We start from the raw sequence: 16,319 nt of genomic DNA, 5'->3' as shown, positions 1-16,319 counted from the left end.
GTCACCCCAGCGGGCGTGCTGGGCGCAGGGCGGCGAACCAGCGGCCCTGCTCCTGCCAGCTCTCGGCGAGGTCGAAGCCGCTGGATTCGGCGAGCCGGCCGATGTCGTCGGCCGACACCACGGCCCAGGCGAACCAGTCGCCCGCGATGTCGGCACGGCGCAGGCGGACGCGGTCGACCCGGCTGGTCACGCCCGGGGGTTCGACCTCGGCGACGACCTCGCCGCCTGGCCGTACGAGCTCGCGTACCCGGCGCAGCAGGACACGTGGATGTCCGCCGATGCCGATGTTGCCGTCGGCGAGCAACGCGGTCTGCCAGCTTCCCGTCCGGGGGATCACGTCGAAGACGCTCCGGAGCAGCGCGTAGCCGCCCGCTCGCCGGGTCAGGTGTACGGCGCGCGGCGCGATGTCGATGCCGAGAGCGTGCACGCCCCGATGGTTCAACGCGACGGTCAGCCGGCCGGGACCCGATCCGATGTCGAGTGTGGGGCCCGCGCACCGGCTCAGCATCGCCTCGTCGCCGTCTATCGGCTCGAACCAGCCGGCCACGTTCAGCGGCCGACGGGTCCCATCGGCGTGCTCGATCTCGACGGTGGCGCCGGACAGGGCCTCGGCGTAGATCTCACCTATCATCGGCGCGCGCCCGTCTCGGCCGGCTGTGTCAGCTGGGCCAATGGCGCCACCTCAGCCAGCGGTGTCACCTGCGCCGAAGGCGGCGTCATCTCGGCCAGTGCCGCCGCGAAGCGGGAGCCGGGAGCTTCGGCGGCGACGTGGAAGGCGTCGGCGGCCGTGTCGATGTCGGTCAGCTCGGGCAGGTGCCGAACGCTCAGGCCGGCCTCCGCGAGCCGGTCGAGCTGGGCGCGGCCGGTGTACGGCTGGGACATGGGCACCCCGAGGAGCAGGCGCGGATCGGGCCGCCGCAGGCCGAGCAGCCAGAAGCCGCCGTCGGCCGACGGACCGTAGACCGCGTCGTGCTCGACCAGGGCGCTGGTGGCCGCGTCCAGCAGGGCGGGGCTGACCTGCGGGGTGTCCATGCCGATGAGCACGACCGGCTCGGGGCGCAGCCGGTAGGTGTCGGCGAAGGCGGCGGCCAAGCGCTCGTCCAGGCCGTTCCCGCGCTGCGGGATGACCACGAAGCCGTCGGGCAGCCAGGTGCCGGGCAGTCCGTCCAGGGCCAGGACGCGTTGGGTGGCGGGCGCCCGTGCCACGGTGGTCAGGCTGTCTTCCAGCGACGCCTCGGCCAGGCGGGCCGCCTGGCTCGGCGTGAACGGTGGCGTCAGGCGGGTCTTGACGCGGCCCGCGACCGGTTCCTTGGCGATGACCACGAGCTGCGCCGCCCCTGGAGTGATCTTCATGGTCCGACAGTAGGGCCGGTGACCTGGGGCGACCCTTACGGGATTGTTACGGGTGGCCGTCTCTTACGCTGTCTCTTACGGGGTTGTTACGGGTCGCCGTGGCGACGGCCCCAAGCGGGCAGAGGGTGACACGCTCGGTTCGTGAGCAGACACACGGTGTTCGCCGGCGCGACGCTGGTCGCCCTGGTGCTCGTCCTGATCAGGATGGCGTTGGGCGGGCCCGGCCTGCTCAACTGGTACCTGCTGGCATGGGGGTTGTTCGCGGCCGCCTTCTGGTGGGCGCGCAAGGTGCCGAAGCGGGAGCTGACCCTGCTGGTCGTGGCGGGCGGGATCGTGGTGACCGCCACCGGCCTGGTCGCGCCGCCGAGCACGAGCACCGACTCCTTCCGGTACGCGTGGGACGGCCGGGTACAGGCAGCCGGGCACTCGCCGTACGACTACGTGCCCGCCGATCCGGCGCTCGGCCCGCTGCGCGATGGCTGGCTCTTCCCCGATGACTGCGCCGCGCCCGGCCTCGCCCACTTGGCGGAGGGAGTCTGCACGCGCATCAACAGACCGCTCGTGCACACCATCTACCCGCCGCTGGCCGAGGGCTATTTCCGGCTGGTGCACTGGTTGTCGCCGGATGGGGCGCGGCACAAGCCGTACCAGGTGGGTGGCGCGCTGATGGCGATCGCGGTGCTGCTGGCACTGCTGCGATGGATCGGTGTCAGACAGGCGGCGTGCTGGGCGTGGTGCCCGGCCGTGCCCGCGGAAGCGGTCAACAACGCGCACGTCGACATGCTGGGCGTACTGCTGGTGGTGCTCGCCTTCTGCGTGGTCCGGGGCAGAGGAGCGCTGCTCGGCGCCGGGATCGCGGCCAAGCTGCTGCCGGCCGTCACGCTTCCCGGCGCGCTGTCCGGGGTGCTGCGCGACGGGGTCGCCTGGCGGCGTGTCCTGGCCGTCGTGCTGCCCGCCGGGGCCGTCGTCGTGCTGGCCTATCTGCCGTATGTGCTCGCCTCGCGGGCTTCCGTGCTGGGCTACCTGTTCGGCTACTTCCAGGAGGAGGGCTACGAGGCGCCGTCGGCGAGAGCGCGGTACGGGGTGTTGCGGCTGGTCATGCCGGATTCTTGGACGCCGTTCGCCGCCGTCGCCGTCCTGGGTCTGGTGATCTGGCTCGTGCTACGCCACGGTGACCCGGACCGCCCGTGGGAGGGAGCGCTGCTGGTCAGCGGATCGCTCCTGCTCCTGCTCACCCCGGCCTACTCCTGGTACGCGCTCCTGGTCGTCGCGCTGGCCGCCATGGACGGGCGATGGGAGTGGCTGGGGGTGGCGCTGGCCGGTGCGGCCGCCTACCTGTTCGGCCCGTCCACCTTGGCCTATGCCCTGGCCACGGTGGGGGTCGTCGCGGGCTGGGCCATACGACAGAGGCGTGCGGCCGGCACCCTCGAGGAGGCAGGAGCACGATGATGTTCATCCAGACGCTCTCGGCCAGGTTCACCAGCCGCCTGAGGTCGGAGCAGGTGTCGGCCCGGCTCGGCATGTGGCTGGGGATCAGCTTCACGCTCGCCTTCGCGACGGGGCTGTTCAGCCACTTCACCCAGCATCCGCCCACCTGGCTGCTGTGGCCGTCGCGGCCGGTCAACCTGTACCGCGTCACGCAGGGCCTGCACGTCATCGGCGGCATCGCCACGGTGCCGCTGCTCCTGGCGAAACTGTGGGCCGTCTACCCGAAGTTGTGGCAGTGGCCGCCGCTGCGCTCGGCGGGCCACGCGGCCGAGCGGCTGTTCGTCCTGCTCCTCGTGGCGGGGGCGCTGTTCCAGCTCGTCACCGGGCTGATGAACATCGCCTACGACTACGCCTGGCCGTTCGGATTCATCCAGGCGCACTACTGGACGGCTTTCATCGTCTACGGCGCGCTCGTCGTCCACGTCGTCAACGAGTGGGCCAAGCTCCGGCGACACTTGTGGACCAGGGTTCAGGACCCTGACCGCCGTCGCTTCCTGTACACGATCGCCGCCGCCTGCGGCGTGGCCGCCCTGGTCACCGTGGGCGACACCGTCGCCCCGCTGGACCGGCTGGCCGTACTGGCGCCGCGCAACCCGCGCATCGGCTCCCAGGGTGTGCCCGTGAACAGGTCCGCGCTCGCCGCCGGCATCACCGAGGCGATCAGCGATCCGGGCAGCTACAGACTGGTCGTGATGGGCGCCGTCCGCACGCCGCTCTCCCTCACCTACGCCGATCTGGTACGACTGCCGCAGCACACGGTCAGCCTGCCCATCTCGTGCGTGGAGGGCTGGAGCGTGGAGTGCGAATGGACCGGAATCCGGCTGCGCGACCTGATCGCCCAGGCAGGCGGCTCCCCGGAGGCGTTCCTGACGGTCGAGTCACTCGAACAGAGCGGCTACTACCGCAGCAGCGAGGTCCGGCCACCGCACTGGAACGATCCGCTGACCCTGCTCGCACTGAAGATCAACGGCCGGACCCTGGACGCCGACCACGGCTACCCGGTCCGGCTGATCGCACCGAACCGGCCCGGGGTCATGCAGACCAAATGGGTCACGAGGGTGAGGGTGTCATGAGGTGGCTCGGATACGCTTTCGGCGGCGCCCTGGTGGCGCTCGGCTTCGCCGGGCTGCTCATGGACAGCGACCCGCCCGGCTGGGCGTTGTGGTTCGGCGGCGTCCTGATCGCGCACGACGCCGTGCTGGCGCCCGCGGTGCTGCTCGCCGGCGTACTCGTGGCCAGGGCAGGCGCGGCGCTGAGGGCATGGTTGATCGTGGCGGGGATGGTGACGCTCGCGACTCTGCCGACGGTCTTGGCGCTGGGCAGGCGGGCGGACAACCCGTCGATCCTGCCGCACGACTACGCGCTCAACCTGCTGATCGTCCTGGCCGGGACCGGGCTCGTCGCCGCCGTCATCCGTCTCGCAGGACGGCTCGCATATCGGAGATCGCCCGAACGGTCCCGCGAACGGTCCCAGTGACCTTCGACCGCCCGCGACGGGCCAGGTAGCCGATGTCGACCTCGGCGATCCGCCACCCGGCGCCCGCCGCCCGCAGCACCATCTCCAGCGGGTAGCCGAATCTGCGGTCCCGCAGCCCGAGCGCCAGGAGTTCGGCCCGGCGGCAGGCCCGCATCGGCCCCAGGTCGTGCAGGGCCGCACCGGTACGGCGGCGCAGCTTCGCAGCCAGCACCGCGTTGCCCAGCCTGGCGTGCAAGGGCCACGACGCGCCAGGCCGGCGCACCCTCCTGCCGAGCACCAGATCGCTCTCCCCGCCCAGGACCGGGGCGACGACCTCGGGCAGTTGCCGCGGATCGAGGGAAGCGTCGGCGTCCATGAAGCACACCAGCTCGGACGTGGCGGCCAGCAGCCCCGCGTGGCAGGCCGCCCCGAACCCGCGCCGCGGCTCGCTCACCACCAGCGCGCCCAGCTCCGCGGCGATCTTCGCCGAGGAGTCGGTGGAGCCGTTGTCGGCCACGATCGGGCGGTAGCCCGGCGGCATCCGCTCGAGCACCCAGGCGAGGGCGGCTTCCTCGTTCAGGCAGGGCAGCACTACATCGATGGTCGTTGTCATGGCGTCCCCAGAGCGGGTCATGGTGTCCCCAGAGCGGCGGTGGCGAACTCCTTCATGCCGGTCTCGAAGCCGATCTCGGCCTCGAACCCGAGCTCGGCGCGGGCCCGGCCGGGCGCGGCGACGATGTGCCGGACGTCGCCCAGCCGGTATTCGCCGGTGACGGCGGGCTCGGGCCCACCGCGCTCCGCCGCCAGGGCGGCGGCCATCTGCCCGACGGAGTGCGGGACGCCGCTGGCGATGTTGTACGCGACCAGGCCGCCCGCGACCGGCTCGGCCTCGGCGGACGCCAGGTTCGCCCGCGCCACGTCGCGTACGTGCACGAAGTCGCGCATCTGACAGCCGTCCTCGAACACCCGGGGCGCCCGTCCGGCTTCCAGAGCCGACCTGAAGATGGCGGCGACACCCGCGTAGGGAGTGTCGCGCGGCATCCGCGGCCCGTACACGTTGTGGTATCTCAGCGCCACCGCGCTCCCGCCGGTCTCTCTCGCCCAGTTCGCGGCCAGGTGTTCCTGGGCCAGCTTGGTCGTGGCGTAGGCGTTGCGCGGGTCCATCGGCGCGTCCTCCCCGATCACGGCCGAGCGCACCGCCTCGCCGCAGACAGGGCAGGACGGGTCGAACCGCCCCCGCTCCAGGTCGGCCGCCGAGCGTGGGCCGGGCCGGACCCGGCCGTGTTCGGCGCAGTCGTAGGCGCCCTCGCCGTAGACCACCATCGAGGAGGCCAGCACCAGCCGCCCGACGTGATGTGTGGCCATCGCGGCCAGCAGCACGGCGGTGCCGTACACGTTGACCGAGGCGTAGTCCGGCAGGTCGGCCACGTTCACGCCGAGCCCGACCTTCGCCGCCTGATGCACCACCAGATCCACCTCGGGCAGCAGCCGATCCAGGGTGTCCCGATCGCGAAGATCGGCCCCGTCGCGCAGATCGAGTCCCGACACCTCATGCCCGGCCGCCTCGAACGACTCGACGACATGACTTCCAATGAAACCGGCCGAGCCGGTGACCATTACCCTCACCTCACCGACAGTAATGATCGGAACCGGTCGGCCGAAGGAGGCGGGGACTGACGTTCGCAACCTGTAAGAACCTCGAAGCAAAGCGCCCGCACCCACCACCCGAATGCCCTCTGGCACCGAGCATCCAGACAAGGCGATTCACTCATCGTAAATATGTCATCCACTGGCCGAAATTACCGTTGCTGATGATGGGAGAAAAAGAGCGGACAAGGAGTAAGGAGACGTCTTGAAGATGCGCGCAGCGCGAATGTACGGCTACAAGCAGCCGTTGCGAGTCGAAGAGGCTCCGATTCCCGAACCGAACCCGGACGAGGTTCTCATCAGGGTCCAGGCCACGGGAATGTGCCGCAGCGACTACCAACTCCTCGACGGCTACTTCCCGGTGGAGCTCACGTTCCCCTACATTCCCGGCCACGAAATCGCGGGCCGGGTCGCTCAGCTGGGCACCGGCATCCCGGCTTCCGCCGGCTTGTCGGAAGGCGTCATCCCCGCAGGGGCTACGGCAAGCTCCTCGCGGGCTCCGCGCAGGCGCCGCGATCTGGGCGACGTCCTCGAACGAGGGCCCGAAATGACTATCCGAGATTCCCCCTGGCTGTTACGGCACGCTGCTCCAGCACCCGCCGAGCCCGACGGAAGGGGAAAAACCCGAAAGGCGAACGTAGGTGCACGAGTCTTGCCAAGGGCTGCCAGGCACGGGGTGTCGTGGTGGATGACCAGCGGGAAGAACAGCCCACAGGAGGCGACGCGGACGCCTGTCGGCGTGCCGTCATCATGGGCGGTCCGGCCACCAAACCGCTGCCGGAGGTACAGATCAGGGTCGACGGGGACACGATCTCACTTGCCTGAAGCTCACTCGCCAGGGCCGCGTCTCCCGCTTTCGCCAGGCGTTGCGCTGATCTGACAGCACGTGCTGGAGTCGGGATCGGGACGCAAGATGCGCTTGACATATTCGTGGCCGCAGGAAGGCTCACCATGACGACCTCGGAGATCGAGCACCGCGAGAGTTCGGCGGACCTCATCTCGGTGCTGGACGCGCGCACGCCCAAGACCGGCGGCAACGACGGCGGCTGGCCCGGTCTGACTCTTTACCGCTTCACCGAGCCGGTGGCTCCCGCATGGGAGGAGATTCAGTCACTGTCGCTCGGGATCGTTTCGCAGGGCAGCAAGGCAGTGATCGTGGATGGCAGCCGCTATGTCTATGACCCGTTCCATTACCTTGTGCTCGGCGGCAACCTGCATTTCCAGGCCGAGATCCTGCAGGCCAGCCCCCGCGAGCCGTTCCTGTCCTTTGTCCTGGAGATCGATCCGGCGCTGGTGCGAAAGGTCTCCACCGACATGCTCGGGCGGCGCTCCAGCGCGTTCGACGTGGTTTCGGAGCCGGGCGAGGCCGACCGGTGCGTCGTCTCCCCCCTCGATCCGGAACTCATGGCGGCGGTCCTGCGATTTCTGCGCTCGCTCGACAGCGGCGCCGATCGACGGGTGCTGGCGCCGATGTGCGTGGAGGAGATGGTCTATCGCGTGTTACGCCGCGAGCAGTTCTCCCGGATGCTGCACCTCGCGGCAAGGCAGGCCTCGCGGACCCCGATCTCCGCCGCGCTCACGTTCGCCCGAGCGCATTACGCGGAGCCGTTGACGGTCAATGACCTGGCCAGACAGGTGGCCTTGAGCCCGTCCGCGTTCTCGGCCTTGTTCCGCGAGACCACCGGCCGCACGCCGTATCAGTTTCTCAAGGACTACCGGCTCGACCGGGCGCGCGAACTGCTTGTCGACCGCCGGATGGCGGTCTCCGAAGTATCCCGTCACGTGGGCTACGCAAGCGTTTCGCATTTCATCAAGGAATTCCGCAACCGCTTCGGCGATACACCGGCGGCCTACGTCGACGCGCACAACCTGGAGGCAGAGCTGCGCAGGATGCGCTCAGACGTTGAGTAGGGCCGGATCCCGCCCGCGGCAGCGCGAACCGGCCGCACTGACCGCCAATAGTCATGGATTTCCTATACGGGTTCAGCGTCGTAAACTCATCCCGCGCAGGAGTGGGTACGTGCGACCGTGGCCCGCACAGTCGGCGATCCGTCATATCAATCCAGGGGGTTGGCAGGCGTGGCTGTGCCAGTTCGTCCGGGGGGCGGCGAGGCCGGGCCGGCCTCCGGCGTACGTCTGCAGATTCTCGGTCCGTTGCGACTTTGGCGTGATGGTGTCGAGCTGGATACCGGCCCCCGGCAGCAGGCGTACCTGCTCGCACTGCTCCTGGCCCGTGAGGGCCGGCTGGTCAGCACGAGCGAGCTGATCGAGCTGATCTGGGACGGCGGCGATCCCGCCAGTGCCGTCAACGTCATCCACAAGTATGTCGGCGCGCTGCGGCGATTACTCGAGCCCGCGCTCCCGATCCGCGGGACCGGCTCGTACCTGCGGCGGAAGGGTAACGGGTATCTGTTCGCCGCTGGGACCGGCATGCTGGATCTGGTCGTCTTCCGGCAGCGTGTCCAGGCCGCCGGCGCGGCACTCGCGGAGCAGCGGCGCGAGGCGGCGCTGGACTCATACGTGGCGGCGTTGGAGCTCTGGCAGGGCTCCGCGGGCGAGGGGCTGGCCTACGGACCGGCCGCGATGTCGATCTTCGCGGGGCTGGATGACGAGTTCTTCGCCGCCTGCGCGGCGGCCGCCGAACTCGCGATGTCGCTGGGCCGCCCGGAGCGCGTGCTGCCCCACGTGCAACTGGCCGCCTCGATGGCGCCGCTCCACGAGCCCGTGCAGGCGAGCCTCATCTCCATCCTGGGCGCCGCCGGACAACAGGCGCAGGCGCTGGCGGTATACCGGACGGTCCGTACGCGCCTGGTCGAGGAGCTCGGCATCGATCCCGGCCCGGCGTTGCGGGCCGCGCACAAGCGGGTGCTGAGCGAGACTTCGACGATGGCCGATGGGCAGCCGTTGGCGACGGGGCAGACGGCCGCGGCAGCCGAGACGCAGCCTGCCGGTGGCCTGGTCGGCCGGGCCGAGGAACTCGCGGTGCTCCGGCAGGCGGCGGAGTCGGCGATGGCCGGAGGCAGGGGGCTCGTCGTCGTCGATGGCGAGCCGGGGGTGGGCAAGACCCGCCTGCTGGAGGAGATCGCCGCCGAGGCGGATCGGCGTGGTGCGCTCGTCGTCTGGGGCCGGTGCCTGGAGGGCGAGGGAACGCCGTCGATGTGGCCGTGGGTGCAGGTGGTCGGCACGGTCCTGGAGGCGCTGCCCACGGCGGCGCGGGCGAAGTGGCTCTCCGGCGCGCTCGGCCGGCTCGTCGACCCGCGCGAGCACGGCGTCGACGCGCCGACGTTGTCGGAAGGCGGCGCCCAGTTCCGCCTGTTCGAACGGGTCGTGGCCGCCATCGGCGAGCTCTCGGCGCGGCGGCCGGTGCTGCTCGTCATCGACGACCTGCAGTGGGCCGACGTCGCCTCGCTGCATCTGTTCAGCCATCTGGCCGCCCGGCTGCCGGGTGGCGCCGTGATCATCGGGGCCCTCCGCGACCGCGCGCCCGTGCCCGGCACGGAGCTGTCGCGGATGCTCGCCGCGGCGAGCCGGGTGTCCGGCCAGCGCCGCGTCCACCTCGGCCCGCTCAACCTGGCCGAGGTGACCGAGATCGTCCGTGGCGAGATCGGCCAGGTTCCCGGCCCGGACGCCGCCAGTGGCATCCACGCCCGTACCGCCGGCAACCCGTTCTTCGTCCGGGAACTGTCCCGGCTGCTCGCCGACGGCGGCGTGCTGACCGCGGACGCCGTGGCCCGGGCAGGAGTGCCGTCCACCGTGCGTGACGTCGTACGCGACCGGATGGCCGGTCTCGACGACGGCGCCCGGGGCCTGCTCCAGGTCGCCGCGCTCATCGGCCGGGACGTCGATCTCCGCCTGCTCACCCGCACCGCCGGCCTCGACGTCCCGACCTGCCTGGACCGCCTCGAACCGTTGGAGGCGCTCGGCCTGCTCGGGCCGGCCCTCGATGACCCGTACTCGTTGCGTTTCGCGCACGACCTGGTCCGCGAGTCGGTCGCCGGGACCACCCCGCGGCGGCGTACGCCGCGGCTGCACCTGAGCGTCGCGGACGCGCTGGAGGGCATCGGCTCCGAGGGCGAGTCCGTCGCCGAGCGCCTGGCCTACCACCTTTGGGCGGCCGGCCCGCTGGCGGACCCGGCCCGGACCGCGGGGGCCCTGGTGCGCGCGGGCCGCCGCGCGGCGGCCAAGTCCGCGTTCGAGGCCGCCGAGCGGCAGCTGCGGATGGCCGCGCAGGTAGCGCGGACGGCGGGCCTGGCCGAACTGGAGTTGTCGGCGCTGTCGCAGCTCACCGCGGTCGTCGGGATGCGTTCGATGTACGGGGCCGCGGCACTCGAGCTGCTGGAACGCGCCGAGCACCTGGCCCGTGACCTCGGCCGTGAGCTGGAGGCCACCGACTTCCTCTTCTCCCGCTGGGTCGTGCACGCTCAGGGCATTCAGCTCGACCGCAGTGGCACGCTGGCGCGCCAGTTGCTCGATCACGGCCAGGCGTCCAGCGACCCGATCGTGTACGCGTACGGCCTGGAAGCCTGGGGCCTTCATCAGTGGGATGTGGGCAACATCGGGGAGGCTTTCCACTTCCTCAACAAATCCCATCAGATCATGCTGAACGGCCTCGCCAGGCGCGAGGAGAACCCGGTCCGGCACGACCTGCAGCTCCTCATGGCCGGAATGCTCGCGGAGATAACCACGCTCCACGGCGACGTCGAAACAGGGCGGGCACTGCTCGACACGCTGGAGACCGAGACGGGCGACGCCCCTTACGCGGTCACGATCTGGTCCGCCATCGCCGTGCGGATGGCGGCGATCATCGGTGACCCGGCCGAGGCGTCGCGCGCGGCGGAGCGGGGGATCGCCGTGGACCCCGAGTTCTCCTTCGTCTTCCTCGGCACCTACCAGCGGCTGGCCCGGTGCTGGGCGCAGGCCATGACCGGCGAGGACCCGGCCGGCGCCGCGGCGGAGGCCGAGCGGATCATCGTCGCGCACCTCGTCGACCCGCCGCTCTCGTGCGTCGCCACTTGGTACGGGCTGCTCGGCGAGATGCGGCTCGCCGCCGGAATGCCGGCCGAGGCCGCCGCGGCGCTGGACCGGGCCGACTACTACCTCGACGCCTACGGCCAGCGCTACTCGGAAGGGCTGATCCTGCTGCTGCGAGCGCGGCTGCTGCAGGCTCTCGGCGAGCCCGTCGCGGTCGTCCGGGCCGCCGCCGAGAAGGCCCGGGCGTTGTCCGCCGAACGTGCGGCCCACCTGTTCACCCGCCGCGCCGAAGAGTTCCTGGCGGAACTCGGCGCTGATCGCGCCCAGTGATGAGTCCAGTGCGTCTTCACATCTCATCAACAAGGGTGCGCGCGCGGGTTTCACTTGCCGTCCAGTAGCTGTCAAGCACGTACCTCGTATGTTTCGGGCGTAGACGACGAACGACACGAGGAGCGGGAACCGTGAAGGTTTTGATCGTGCTGACCTCGCATGACCAGCTGGGTGACACCGGGCGTAAGACCGGGTTCTGGCTGGAGGAGCTTGCCGCGCCGTACTACCACTTCAAGGACGCCGGGTGGGAGATCACGCTGGCCTCACCGAAGGGCGGGCGGGCGCCTTTGGACCCGAAGAGCAACGAGGAACAGTCCAAGACCGACCAGACCCGCCGGTTCGAGGCCGACGCCGCCGCCGAGGCTCAGCTGGCCCAGACGGTGCGGCTGGATTCGATGTCGGCCGACGACTTCGACACGGTCTTCTACCCGGGCGGTCACGGTCCGCTATGGGACCTGGCCGAGGACGAGGCGTCGATCGGGCTGATCGAACGGATCGTCGACACGGGCAAGCCTCTCGCGATGGTGTGCCACGCGCCGGGCGCGCTGCGTCACGCCAAGAAGCCGGACGGCACCCCGCTGGTGGCCGGCCGCAGGCTGACCGGCTTCACCGACAGCGAGGAAGAGGCCATGGGCCTGACCAAGGTCGTGCCCTTCCTGGTGGAGGACGAGCTCATCGCCAAGGGCGCCGACTTCTCCAAGGTCGGCGACTTCGAGTCGTACGTGGTGACCGACGGACTGCTCATCACCGGACAGAACCCCGCTTCCTCCGGACCCGCCGCACTCGAGCTGATCGCACTGGTCGGCAAGAGCGCGGCCTAGCCCTCCCTTCAACTCGACTCACGGATGAGGAACCACAGATGAGCGATGCCACCGCACCCTCCTTCGCCGGCCTGGCCCATTTCGCCTTCACCGTCAGGGACCTCGAGGCCAGCGTGGCGTGGTACCAGAAGGTCTTCCAGGCCGAACTCGTGAACGGCAAGCTGCCGCACTACGGCCGCGAGTGGACCGGATACGCGGAGCTCGTCATCGAGCCCCGCACCGGCCTGGCCATCGGCCTGCACCACAACGCGGCCAACCAGGGCGAGGAGTTCGACGAGGTGCGGACCGGCCTCGACCACATCTCCCTGAAGGTGGACGGCCGCGAGGGACTGCTCGCCTGGTCGGACTGGCTCGACAGGCTCGGCGTCGCGCACTCCGGCATCCAGAGCGTGAAGGAACCCTTCGTCTACTCGGTAGTCATCTTCCGGGACATCGACAACATTCAACTCGAGGTCATGGCCGTCGGCGTCTGACGCGGTCCTCCCCAGGCGGCTCGACTGAGACCCGGTCAGCCGCCTGCGGGCGGAGCGGTGCTCTGCCGGATCGCGATCCTGCGGTGTCCCTTGCGGCGGACTGGATATCGGGCAACGCCCTAGCTGATCGGGACCGTGAGGCGGCGTCTGGTGGGCGGTGGCTCCTTGCGCTCGCCGAGGAGGGTCATGAGCTGGTCCATGGCCACCTCACCGAGCTTCTCGCCGTCCACGTCGATCGCGGGGACGTCGTCCAGGCCGAGGCTCTCGACGATCATGCGCTCCGAGCTGACCACGACATCACGGATTCCCCGGCTGAGCAGGGCGAACATGAGGCCGAGGCCGATCGAGGTCGCGTAGGGGACCACGGCGGTGGCGCGGGCGGCCACCACGGCCTCCGCCGTCCCCACTCCGGCGGCGAACGTCGAGGGGTACGGGCCGAGCATGGTCAGCGTCGCGCCGCTCGACTCGGTCGCGGCGCGGACGGCGGCCTGGCGCTGGCGATCCTGCCACGAGCCCGCCGGGCCGCCGATGTAGACGATGCGCTCGTGACCCTTCTCGACGAACCAGGAGACGAGCGCGCCGAAGGCGCTGGCCGTGTCGGCGACCGCCGAGGTCATGCCCTCGATCTCACGGTCGATGAGCACGGTCGGCTTGAACGACGCGGCGGCGCGGACGATCTCGTCCGAACCTCGGGGCGCGGTGAGCAGGAAGCCGTCCACCTGGTGCGCGAGCTGCTCGATCGCGGCGATCTGGGCCTTGTGCTCCAGAGAGTGCACCGAGATGGTCAGCTGCATCCCCGAGTCGGCCGCGCGCGCCTGGGCCCCGCCGATGATCGGGGTGAAGAAGGTATTGTCGAGCGTGGGCACCACGACGGCGACCACCCCGGTCCGCCCGCGGGCCAGCTGGGTGGCCGCCCGGTTGGGGACGAAGCCGAGCTGCTCAGCGGCCGCGCGGACGCGGGCCACCGTCTCCGGGGCGGCCTGGTCCGGCCGGCCCAGCGCGCGGGAGGCCGTCGCCTTCGAAACCCCGGCCAGCGCGGCGACGTCCGCGAGTGTCGGCACTCATCCTCCTAGATTCGTAACACGGATTTCACACGGGGGTTTGTGCGCGAGGCGGCTCATAACTTATGGTCAGGGCTCGTGGAACCGGTTCCGCAACCGGTTCCAGGCAAGCGTACGCCACTGAGAAAGGACGCCGACATCTCCCGCACATCGGCCTTTCTACTGGTGCCTGGTCTCGTCCTTCTCGTCGCAGGCTTCCTCATCCCCTCCGCCGCGATGCTCTTCGCGCCGCCGGACGTGGCGACCAGCGAGATCTTCGCGCGCCTGGGCGAGATGCTCACGGACCCCTACGACCTTGAGGTGATCGGGCGCACGGTCGGGTTGGCACTGGCTGTCACGATCATCTGCGTCGTCCTCGGCTTCCCCATCGCTTACTGGCTCGCCCGCTCGCCGTCCCGGTGGAGCGGAGTCTTCCTGGCTGTGGCGATCTTCCCACTGATGCTGAGCAACGTGGTGCGAACCTTCGGCTGGCTGGTGATCCTCGGCTCCAAGGGGGCGCTCGGCCAGCTGCTCGTCCAGCTCGGCATCGTCGAGGTGGCGCCGCAGCTGCTCTACACCAAGCTGGCGATCATCCTCGGTCTCACCCAGCTGTTCCTGCCGCTGGCGATCATCTCGTGCTACTCGGCCGTCGCCCAGGTCGATCCCGGCCTGGACGACGCCTCACGCGGGCTCGGCGGGAGCAGGATCCGTACGATGTGGAGCGTCGTCATCCCGCTGACCATGCCGGGCATCGTGGTGGCCGCCACCCTGGTCTTCGCGGGGTCCGTCACCGCCTACACCACGCCCTATCTGCTCGGCGGGTCCAGCCAGCGGATGCTGTCCACGCAGCTGTTCAACTACGCGAGCACCACGGTCGACTGGGCCTCCGCCTCGGCGACGGCGCTCATCATGACGGTGCTGGTCTTCCTCGTCTCCGGGCTGTCCTCGCTGATCGGGCGGAAGGGGGCCACCTCATGAAGCGGCCCATCACCGCGGCGCTCGCGGTCATCGGCTACGTCATCATGATCGTGCCGATCATCTTCGTGGTCGCCACCGCCTTCACGGCGGGCAGCACCCTGAGGTTCCCGCCCGACGGGATCTCGCTGCGCTGGTTCGACGAGGCGCTCGGCTACGAGCCGTTCATCGGGGCCGCGCTCTCCAGCCTGGAGCTCGCCGTGCTCGCCACCGCGCTCGCGCTGCTGGTCGGCGTGCCTGTCACGCTCGCCGTCCACCGGGGGAAGCTCCCTGGCAAGGGGCTGGTCGAGGGGTTGTTCCTGTCGCCGCTCATCGTCCCCGAGCTGGTCGTCGGGCTCGCGCTGTTCCAGCAGCTGATGGTCGGCCTGGACCTGGACAACTTCAGCACCCTGCTGGTCGGGCACACGGCACTGATGCTGCCTTATGCCGTACGCGTGACCGGCGCCTCACTCGCGCTGGCCGACCCCGGGCTGGAGGAGGCCGCCCGCGGGCTCGGCGCCTCGCCGCTGCGCGCGTTCTTCAACGTGACGCTGCCCATCCTGCGGCCGGGCATCTTCTCCGCCGGGTTGCTCAGCGTGGTCACGTCCTTCAACAACGTGCCGCTGTCGCTCCTGCTGCAGGGACGCGACTTCCGTACGTTGCCGGTGACGATGCTCGACTACGTCCAGCAGTCCTACGACCCGATGGTCGCCGCCGCTTCCACCCTCGTCCTGGCCGCCACCGTGGTCATCGCGGTGATCGCCGAGCGCACGGTCGGATTCGCCAAGATCTTCGGAGGGATCAACCAATGACCGCCGCCGCCGAATTGATCGGAGTCACCCAGAGGTTCGGCTCCTTCACCGCCGTCGATGAGATCGACCTCACCGTGCCGTCAGGGCAGCTGACGACGCTGCTGGGCCCGAGCGGCTGCGGCAAGACCACCACGCTGAGGATGATCGCGGGTTACTCGGCGCCGACGTCGGGGACGATCCGCATCGACGGGGTCGACAGCACGCGGACGCCGCCGGAGAAGCGGAATCTGGGGATGGTCTTCCAGTCGTACGCGCTGTTCCCGCACATGACGGTGGCCGACAACGTCGGTTACGGGCTCAAGCTGCGCAAGGTGCCCTCCGCCGAAAGACGGTCGCGGGTCATGGAGACGCTCGAGCTCGTCGGGCTCGCGCACCTGGCCGACCGCAAGCCGAAGAAGCTCTCCGGCGGTCAGCAACAGCGCGTGGCACTGGCCAGGGCCATCGCGATCAGGCCCAAGCTCCTGCTGCTCGACGAGCCGCTGTCCAATCTCGACGCCCGCCTGCGCGTCCAGATGCGGGCCGAGATCCGGCGCATCCAGGCGGAGACCAAGCTGACCGTCATCCTCGTCACCCATGACCAGGACGAGGCGCTGGAGATGTCCGACGAGATGGTCATCATGAACGAGGGCCGGATCGTGCAGCAGGGCTCTCCGCAGCAGATCTTCCCCCGTCCGGCCGACCGCTTCGTGGCCGAGTTCCTCGGCTACGAGAACTTCCTCACCGCCGCCGACGGCACTCCGCTGACCATCCGGCCCGAGCATCTGCGCCTCGCCGAGCAGGGTCAGGGCCTTGACGCGAAGGTGGTCGACGTGGCCTTCCGCGGCGTCGACCTGCTCGTCTCGCTCGACGTGGTCGACCCGTCGGGCGCGACCGTCAGGCTGCTCGCCGACGTACGCAGCGGCACGCCCCTGACTCCCGGATCGAGCGTCTCGGTCATCGCGCCGGACGACCATCTGGTCTCCCTCCCCCGCTGA

The 16,319-nt window shown here is 70.1% G+C and carries 16 protein-coding genes and 1 pseudogene; 12 read left to right on the top strand and 5 right to left on the bottom strand.

Going from position 1 to position 16,319, the window contains the following annotated elements; translation table 11 throughout:
* Nucleotide 1 precedes the first annotated feature (1 nt).
* Together AB0C30_RS35475 and AB0C30_RS35470 are read right to left on the bottom strand one after the other, a co-directional pair.
* The gene (locus tag AB0C30_RS35475; protein WP_357952517.1) at nucleotides 2–631 is read right to left on the bottom strand and encodes a methyltransferase domain-containing protein; all 630 of its coding nucleotides are present in this window, start codon (nucleotides 629–631) and stop codon (nucleotides 2–4) included.
* Nucleotides 628–1,353 carry a TIGR04282 family arsenosugar biosynthesis glycosyltransferase gene (locus AB0C30_RS35470; protein WP_357952516.1) on the bottom strand — a complete coding sequence of 242 codons (726 nt, stop codon included), beginning with the start codon at nucleotides 1,351–1,353 and terminating at the stop codon, nucleotides 628–630. Before AB0C30_RS35470 ends, AB0C30_RS35475 begins: the two co-directional genes overlap by 4 nt.
* Before the next feature lie 141 nt (nucleotides 1,354–1,494).
* Between AB0C30_RS35470 and AB0C30_RS35465 the strand changes: the two genes are divergently transcribed.
* From AB0C30_RS35465 to AB0C30_RS35455, 3 genes are read left to right on the top strand one after another with little or no spacing between them, the layout of a single operon-like run.
* The gene (locus tag AB0C30_RS35465; RefSeq protein WP_357952515.1) at nucleotides 1,495–2,802 is read left to right on the top strand and encodes a hypothetical protein; all 1,308 of its coding nucleotides are present in this window, start codon (nucleotides 1,495–1,497) and stop codon (nucleotides 2,800–2,802) included.
* Complete coding sequence (locus AB0C30_RS35460; protein ID WP_357952514.1) at nucleotides 2,799–3,914, top strand: molybdopterin-dependent oxidoreductase; 1,116 nt, start codon at nucleotides 2,799–2,801, stop codon at nucleotides 3,912–3,914. The genes AB0C30_RS35465 and AB0C30_RS35460 overlap by 4 nt, the downstream gene beginning before the upstream one ends.
* On the top strand, nucleotides 3,911–4,318 hold the full coding sequence (locus tag AB0C30_RS35455) for a hypothetical protein (protein WP_357952513.1): 408 nt from the start codon (nucleotides 3,911–3,913) through the stop codon (nucleotides 4,316–4,318). The genes AB0C30_RS35460 and AB0C30_RS35455 overlap by 4 nt, the downstream gene beginning before the upstream one ends.
* On the opposite strand, the gene AB0C30_RS35450 is transcribed toward AB0C30_RS35455, so the two are convergent.
* Together AB0C30_RS35450 and AB0C30_RS35445 are read right to left on the bottom strand one after the other, a co-directional pair.
* A complete protein-coding gene (locus AB0C30_RS35450; RefSeq protein ID WP_357952512.1) occupies nucleotides 4,251–4,910 on the bottom strand; it encodes a glycosyltransferase family 2 protein in 660 nt (219 codons plus the stop codon). The genes AB0C30_RS35455 and AB0C30_RS35450 overlap by 68 nt on opposite strands.
* A gap of 17 nt (nucleotides 4,911–4,927) precedes the next feature.
* On the bottom strand, nucleotides 4,928–5,914 hold the full coding sequence (locus AB0C30_RS35445; protein WP_357952535.1) for an NAD-dependent epimerase/dehydratase family protein: 987 nt from the start codon (nucleotides 5,912–5,914) through the stop codon (nucleotides 4,928–4,930).
* A gap of 241 nt (nucleotides 5,915–6,155) precedes the next feature.
* On the opposite strand from AB0C30_RS35445, the pseudogene AB0C30_RS35440 reads away from it, so the two are divergent.
* The 6 genes and pseudogenes from AB0C30_RS35440 to AB0C30_RS35415 form a co-directional block, all read left to right on the top strand.
* Nucleotides 6,156–6,368 (top strand): annotated as a pseudogene (locus AB0C30_RS35440) (alcohol dehydrogenase catalytic domain-containing protein); the annotation flags it as partial.
* Between the two features lie 260 nt (nucleotides 6,369–6,628).
* The gene (locus tag AB0C30_RS35435; protein ID WP_357952536.1) at nucleotides 6,629–6,769 is read left to right on the top strand and encodes a hypothetical protein; all 141 of its coding nucleotides are present in this window, start codon (nucleotides 6,629–6,631) and stop codon (nucleotides 6,767–6,769) included.
* 126 nt (nucleotides 6,770–6,895) lie between these two features.
* Nucleotides 6,896–7,855, top strand: a complete 960-nt coding sequence (locus AB0C30_RS35430) for an AraC family transcriptional regulator (protein WP_357952511.1) — start codon at nucleotides 6,896–6,898, stop codon at nucleotides 7,853–7,855.
* A 243-nt stretch (nucleotides 7,856–8,098) separates the two neighbouring features.
* Nucleotides 8,099–11,245 carry a BTAD domain-containing putative transcriptional regulator gene (locus tag AB0C30_RS35425; protein ID WP_357952510.1) on the top strand — a complete coding sequence of 1,049 codons (3,147 nt, stop codon included), beginning with the start codon at nucleotides 8,099–8,101 and terminating at the stop codon, nucleotides 11,243–11,245.
* A 131-nt stretch (nucleotides 11,246–11,376) separates the two neighbouring features.
* Nucleotides 11,377–12,066 (top strand): type 1 glutamine amidotransferase domain-containing protein, encoded by a 690-nt coding sequence (locus AB0C30_RS35420; RefSeq protein ID WP_357952509.1) that lies wholly within the window; start codon nucleotides 11,377–11,379, stop codon nucleotides 12,064–12,066.
* Nucleotides 12,067–12,104: 38 nt separating this feature from the next.
* Complete coding sequence (locus tag AB0C30_RS35415) at nucleotides 12,105–12,539, top strand: VOC family protein (protein WP_357952508.1); 435 nt, start codon at nucleotides 12,105–12,107, stop codon at nucleotides 12,537–12,539.
* Nucleotides 12,540–12,658: 119 nt separating this feature from the next.
* Here the strand turns inward: AB0C30_RS35415 and AB0C30_RS35410 are convergent, their stop codons facing one another.
* On the bottom strand, nucleotides 12,659–13,600 hold the full coding sequence (locus tag AB0C30_RS35410) for a LacI family DNA-binding transcriptional regulator (RefSeq protein ID WP_357952507.1): 942 nt from the start codon (nucleotides 13,598–13,600) through the stop codon (nucleotides 12,659–12,661).
* A gap of 165 nt (nucleotides 13,601–13,765) precedes the next feature.
* Between AB0C30_RS35410 and AB0C30_RS35405 the strand changes: the two genes are divergently transcribed.
* The 3 genes from AB0C30_RS35405 to AB0C30_RS35395 are packed head-to-tail and all read left to right on the top strand — an operon-like array spanning nucleotide 13,766 to nucleotide 16,319.
* Nucleotides 13,766–14,557 (top strand): ABC transporter permease, encoded by a 792-nt coding sequence (locus AB0C30_RS35405; protein ID WP_357640695.1) that lies wholly within the window; start codon nucleotides 13,766–13,768, stop codon nucleotides 14,555–14,557.
* On the top strand, nucleotides 14,554–15,345 hold the full coding sequence (locus AB0C30_RS35400) for an ABC transporter permease (protein ID WP_357952506.1): 792 nt from the start codon (nucleotides 14,554–14,556) through the stop codon (nucleotides 15,343–15,345). The genes AB0C30_RS35405 and AB0C30_RS35400 overlap by 4 nt, the downstream gene beginning before the upstream one ends.
* Complete coding sequence (locus tag AB0C30_RS35395) at nucleotides 15,342–16,319, top strand: ABC transporter ATP-binding protein (protein WP_357952505.1); 978 nt, start codon at nucleotides 15,342–15,344, stop codon at nucleotides 16,317–16,319. Before AB0C30_RS35400 ends, AB0C30_RS35395 begins: the two co-directional genes overlap by 4 nt.

Origin of the sequence: Nonomuraea sp. NPDC048901 (assembly GCF_040649695.1) — a bacterium.
GTDB lineage: Bacteria > Actinomycetota > Actinomycetes > Streptosporangiales > Streptosporangiaceae > Nonomuraea.
This window is presented reverse-complemented; position numbering and strand designations above follow the sequence as displayed.

Bases quoted from the DNA above. Each gene is read 5' to 3' on its own strand.
- AB0C30_RS35450 (WP_357952512.1), bottom strand. From the start codon at position 4,910: ATGACAACGACCATCGATGTAGTGCTGCCCTGCCTGAACGAGGAAGCC.
- AB0C30_RS35475 (WP_357952517.1), bottom strand. From the start codon at position 631: ATGATAGGTGAGATCTACGCCGAGGCCCTGTCCGGCGCCACCGTCGAG.
- AB0C30_RS35415 (WP_357952508.1), top strand. From the start codon at position 12,105: ATGAGCGATGCCACCGCACCCTCCTTCGCCGGCCTGGCCCATTTCGCC.
- AB0C30_RS35400 (WP_357952506.1), top strand. From the start codon at position 14,554: ATGAAGCGGCCCATCACCGCGGCGCTCGCGGTCATCGGCTACGTCATC.
- AB0C30_RS35470 (WP_357952516.1), bottom strand. From the start codon at position 1,353: ATGAAGATCACTCCAGGGGCGGCGCAGCTCGTGGTCATCGCCAAGGAA.
- AB0C30_RS35430 (WP_357952511.1), top strand. From the start codon at position 6,896: ATGACGACCTCGGAGATCGAGCACCGCGAGAGTTCGGCGGACCTCATC.
- AB0C30_RS35460 (WP_357952514.1), top strand. From the start codon at position 2,799: ATGATGTTCATCCAGACGCTCTCGGCCAGGTTCACCAGCCGCCTGAGG.
- AB0C30_RS35395 (WP_357952505.1), top strand. From the start codon at position 15,342: ATGACCGCCGCCGCCGAATTGATCGGAGTCACCCAGAGGTTCGGCTCC.
- AB0C30_RS35455 (WP_357952513.1), top strand. From the start codon at position 3,911: ATGAGGTGGCTCGGATACGCTTTCGGCGGCGCCCTGGTGGCGCTCGGC.
- AB0C30_RS35445 (WP_357952535.1), bottom strand. From the start codon at position 5,914: ATGGTCACCGGCTCGGCCGGTTTCATTGGAAGTCATGTCGTCGAGTCG.